Origin of the sequence: Aestuariivirga sp. (assembly GCF_037139295.1) — a bacterium.
Classification (GTDB): Bacteria; Pseudomonadota; Alphaproteobacteria; order Rhizobiales; family Aestuariivirgaceae; genus Aestuariivirga.
Window position 1 is genome coordinate 1 of sequence record NZ_JBAXGR010000169.1, and the last position, 4530, is coordinate 4530.

The following is a 4530-nucleotide window of genomic DNA, read 5'->3' on the forward strand; positions in this document are numbered from 1 at the left end:
ACGGTGACCGGCGACCGACCCGAGCCAGGAAAGCGTGGCGGGGTGGCCATCTATCACCGTGATCAGGATGCAATGGGACGGGAGACGCTCGAGCAGGCTTTCGACGTGGGAGCGTGCGCTGCCGTGACCTCGGGCGCGGGCGCGGCGTGCTGCCATCCAGCCCGCGTTCAGGCGGTCCGAGGACGTCACCGCGAGGACGCCGATGTCACGGCGGTCGCCGGCAATCCGGCCAGCAGCCTCGATGGCCTCGGTGGCAACCGTTCCCTGGTAGGCGATGACGACCTCAGCATTGGGGCCCGGTTCGCGCTGCCAATAGGCGCCGTCAATGACGCCCTGCTCGAACCTGGCACCATCACGCCGCATGGGCTGCTCGATCGGCCGTGTGGAGAGCCTCAGATAGACCGAGCCACCCGTCTCGTCGCGCAGCCACGTTCTCTCATCCGGGTCGCCCTCGCCATCTCGCTGCAGATAGTCAAAGCTCCAGTTCACGATGACGGACAGCTCGTCGAGGAAGGCCGGCTCGAAGGAGGCGAGGCCGTCCTGCGACATTCCGATCAGTGGCGAACCGATCGACTGGTGGGCACCCCCCTCGGGCGCTAGCGTGACGCCGGAGGGCGTTCCCACAAGCAGGAAGCGCGCATCCTGGTAGCAGGCATAGTTGAGGGCATCGAGACCCCGCGCGATAAAAGGATCGTAGACTGTGCCGATCGGGATCAGCCTTTCACCGAAGAGGGCTTGCGACAGCCCGGCAGCCCCAAGCGCCAGCATGAGGTTCATCTCAGCGATGCCGAGTTCAATGTGCTGACCATTCGGCGAGAACGCCCATTTCTGCGCCGAAGGAATGCGCTCCTCGCGGAACGTGTCGTTGCGGGCGTCGCGCGCGAAAAGGCCGCGCCGGTTCACCCAGGGGCCGAGATTGGTGGAGACCGTCACGTCGGGCGAAAAGGTCAGAATCCGGTCGGCGAGTGGCCCGCCGCTGCGGGCGATCTCATCCAGGATCTTTCCAAACCCCGCTTGCGTCGACTGGATGTGCTCACTGAGCACGGGCGGCGGTGGAATGTCGAGCCGCGGCGCCGTGTAGCGCCGCCTGCCCTTGGCGAAGAATGGGACGGTCTTGAGGAAATCCTTCAGGGCGGCAGCATCCTCGACCGCCGCGAAGGGGTTCCACTCTTCGCCCTTGGGAACGCCCATGACAGACTGGAACGTCTCCATCTGCGCCGGCGTCATCAGCCCGGCATGGTTGTCCTTGTGGCCGGCAAGCGGCGTTCCCCAGCCCTTGATCGTGTAAGAGAGAAACACGGTGGGCTTGTCGTCGCGGGCAGCGTCGAATGCGTCGCACAGCGACCAGAGGCAATGGCCTCCGAGGTTCTCCATCAGAGCGGCCAGCTCGGGGTCGCTGCGGCGCTCGATCAGGGACGTCACCGGGCCCTGGTCGCCGAGGCTTTCGAGCAGGCGCTTTCGCCATGCAGCACCACCCTGGAAGGTCAGCGCCGAATAAAGAGCGTTCGGGCAGGCATCGATCCACTCTTTGAGGACCATGCCGCCCGGTTCCTCGAAGGCTGCACGCTGCAGGCGTCCGTATTTGAGACGGACGACACGCCAGCCAAACGCCGTAAAGATCGCCTCGATCCGCTCCCAGAGGCCCTCCCGCACGACGCCGTCAAGGCTCTGCCGATTGTAGTCGATCAGCCACCAGACGTTCCGCAACTCGTGCTTCCAGCCTTCCTGGAGCGCCTCGTAGACATTGCCCTCGTCGAGCTCCGCATCGCCGATGAGGGCGACCATGCGGCCGTCGAGAGACTTCGCCCAGCCGTGTCCGTGCAGATAGTCCTGCACGATCGACGCGAAAACCGGCAGCGCAGCACCCAGCCCCACCGAACCCGTGGAGAAGTCGACGTCGTCGACGTCCTTGGTGCGCGATGGATAGCTCTGCACGCCGCCGTATCCCCGGAACTTCTTCAACTTGTCGAGCGGCAGGTTGCCCATCAGATACTGGATCGCATGAAACACCGGCCCGGCGTGTGGCTTGACAGCCACGCGATCCGCGGGTCTCAGCGCATGAAAATAAAGAGCAGTCAGCATCGCGGCCATGGATGCCGAGGACGCCTGGTGACCACCCACCTTGACATCGCCGGCCTCCTTCGGCCTCAGATGGTTGGCATTGTGAATGGTCCAGCAGGACAGCCACAGCAGTTTCCGGTGAATGTCCTCCAGATGATGCCTATCAGCCATGGCAGTGCCTCTTGCGTTGCAACGGAAATTCTGCACCCGCCGGCCCGCATACTCTTGCCCATCTGGCAGGCGAAATGGTAACTCTCCGCATGAGAGCTCTACGAAACCCCAAAACTGTGGCTGTTGTATGCACACATTGGATGAATTGGACCTGCGCATCCTCCGCGCCATGCAAACCGACGGACGCCTCACAGTCACCGAGATCGCCGAACGCGCGGGCCTGTCGCAGTCGCCCTGCTCGCGCCGGATCGCCATTCTCGAGAAGGAAGGGATCATACGCGGCAAGCAGACACTGCTGGACGCCAAGCAGCTGGGCTACGGAACGCTGATCATCGTGAGGATCAAGCTACACGCCCACGACACGAAGATGCTTGACGCATTCAAGAAAGCCGTTCGCGAAATTCCGGAAATCCAGATCGCGCTGCTGGTCCTCGGGGACTTTGACTTCTACCTCCGCATCATGGTCAGGGACATCGAGCACTATCAGCAACTCCTGCAGAAGAAGCTCGTCACCCTGCCCGGTGTCAGAGAGATGCAGAGTTCAGTGATCCTGGAGGTCGTGAAGGACACAGCGATCGTCCCGATCTAATTCAACGCGCTCAGCCAAATTGGCAGCTTCTTGTTGGAATGGCCCGGACCAGCACGGGGTAAAGAGACCGATGACGATGGTGCCAGGCGTGGCCGGGGTTATGCTTACGCAGGGATGGGTTTTCACAAGCATCTGCCTGAGTTGCCGACCACGGAGCCTTTATGCAGTCAACACATGATGGCCTCTATTCAGGATCCGCCATGGCGAATGCATCGATCTCGATGATCATGCCCGGATAGGCGAGGACGGGAAGCGAAATGTCGGTCGTCGCGGGGCCTGGCGCATCGAAGAAAGCCTGCCTGATGCTCATGTTTTCGGCGAGGCCGGATTTTCCGGCCGGCCCCGCGTACATTGTGGTCAGCTTGCAGATATCGCGGTAGCCCGCGCCGAGTTCGCGCAGGACGGAGCCAATATGAACCATAGCTTGTGCCGTCTGGGCCCTGATGTCGAAAGGGTTTACCGCATGGCCTTGAGTGTCCAGCGAGACCTGACCGCCCAAGAAGATCATGTCGTGGCACCTCAGACCATGCCAATAGGGAATATCGACGGTCCAGTCCCAGAGGCTGTCCGGCCAAACCTGGCGGCGCGGCAGATGGCTACCATCCTCGCCGAGCATCGCCACCACCTCGATCTTGATCTGCTGCCCCGCACGCGCATGGCGGGGGAGCGGAATGCCGGTTGCGGCCGGTCCGGGTTCCATGAAATTGGCCGCGCAGGCAAGTGCAGCCGGCTCGAAATCCTAGGTCTTTCCCTGACCGACGTACCAGCGGTTGATCTTAACCACATCCGGGAAACCAGCTCCAAAATGTGAGAGTGCCGCACCGACCTGCTGCATCACCTGCCGGGTCTGGGCAATGATGTCGCCGGGTTCGAGAAGCATGCCATCTGGTGTCACCGGGTTCTGGCCACTGATGAAGAGCATCTTCCCGCACCGCAAGGCTGTCGAGAAAGCTTCGGGCAAAGGATAGAAGTCGCCTGTCGACAGGTGACGGCGGGGCAAACGACTAGGCATGGCGTAGGCCTCGATCTCGACCAAGGCACCCTCGAACGGGAGGTAGGAGACCGGTACAGCGGTCACTGCCGGATGAGCCTCCACAGGAAGCTGATCCGCGACCAGGCGCAGAAACTCATCTTCGTCAACCGATCCATCATTCACGTAGAAGCAGAGCAACTTGACTACATCAGTGAGGCCGCAACCAAGTTCGGACAGCACCTGGCTCATGTTTGTCACGGCAACTGGAATCTGATTGACGAGCGTCTTGGGAAGCGCCTCGCTTCCGGGCGAGAGGGCAACCTGCCCACTTACCCAGATCATGTCGCCGCAGCTCACGGCCTGTGAATGGCAGGTGGGAATAGGCCACGTCCAATGCTCTCGTGGCGATGCAAACTGCCTCTTCATGATTCCTCGCTTACCAGCGTCTCCGATTCACAATAAATCTCGCCCGCAAGTCCAGCGCTTGTCAACGAGAGGCTGCCCCAGTCAGGATGTAGAAGCTTCCGGCACCACGGAATACAACATCGAGACGCGCGAACGCGCATTCACCCTCTCGGCTTCCGTCATTCCTCCCGCCCACCGTCTCCCAACCTCCTCCTCGGGCAGCTCCTCTTCGTGACGTAGCGCCATGCCAGCGGCAGCAGCACCTTTCCCAGCCGTGACCCGAACTCGATCCAGAAGGAGGGCCGCTGCGCCACGAGGAACGCCCCGGCGC

At 62.0% G+C, this 4530-nt stretch carries 4 protein-coding genes; 1 reads left to right on the forward strand and 3 read right to left on the reverse strand.

The window, feature by feature from the left end; translation table 11 throughout:
• On the reverse strand, positions 1 to 2232 hold a 2232-nt coding region (locus WCJ41_RS20180), incomplete at its 3' end, for a transketolase (protein ID WP_336907634.1).
• 127 nt (positions 2233 to 2359) lie between these two features.
• Here WCJ41_RS20180 and WCJ41_RS20185 point away from each other — a divergent pair.
• On the forward strand, positions 2360 to 2821 hold the full coding sequence (locus WCJ41_RS20185) for an Lrp/AsnC family transcriptional regulator (RefSeq protein WP_336907635.1): 462 nt from the start codon (positions 2360 to 2362) through the stop codon (positions 2819 to 2821).
• A gap of 184 nt (positions 2822 to 3005) precedes the next feature.
• Here WCJ41_RS20185 and WCJ41_RS20190 read toward each other — a convergent pair whose 3' ends face one another.
• Entirely contained in the window at positions 3006 to 3521 is a 516-nt protein-coding gene (locus tag WCJ41_RS20190; protein WP_336907636.1) for a RidA family protein, read from the reverse strand.
• A 39-nt stretch (positions 3522 to 3560) separates the two neighbouring features.
• Positions 3561 to 4220, reverse strand: a complete 660-nt coding sequence (locus WCJ41_RS20195; protein WP_336907637.1) for a RidA family protein — start codon at positions 4218 to 4220, stop codon at positions 3561 to 3563.
• Positions 4221 to 4530 lie beyond the last annotated feature (310 nt).

What these genes read in the sequence shown, in the direction of transcription:
- WCJ41_RS20195 (WP_336907637.1), bottom strand. Translation starts at nt 4,220, where the DNA reads ATGAAGAGGCAGTTTGCATCGCCACGAGAGCATTGGACGTGGCCTATT.
- WCJ41_RS20185 (WP_336907635.1), top strand. Translation starts at nt 2,360, where the DNA reads ATGCACACATTGGATGAATTGGACCTGCGCATCCTCCGCGCCATGCAA.
- WCJ41_RS20190 (WP_336907636.1), bottom strand. Translation starts at nt 3,521, where the DNA reads ATGGAACCCGGACCGGCCGCAACCGGCATTCCGCTCCCCCGCCATGCG.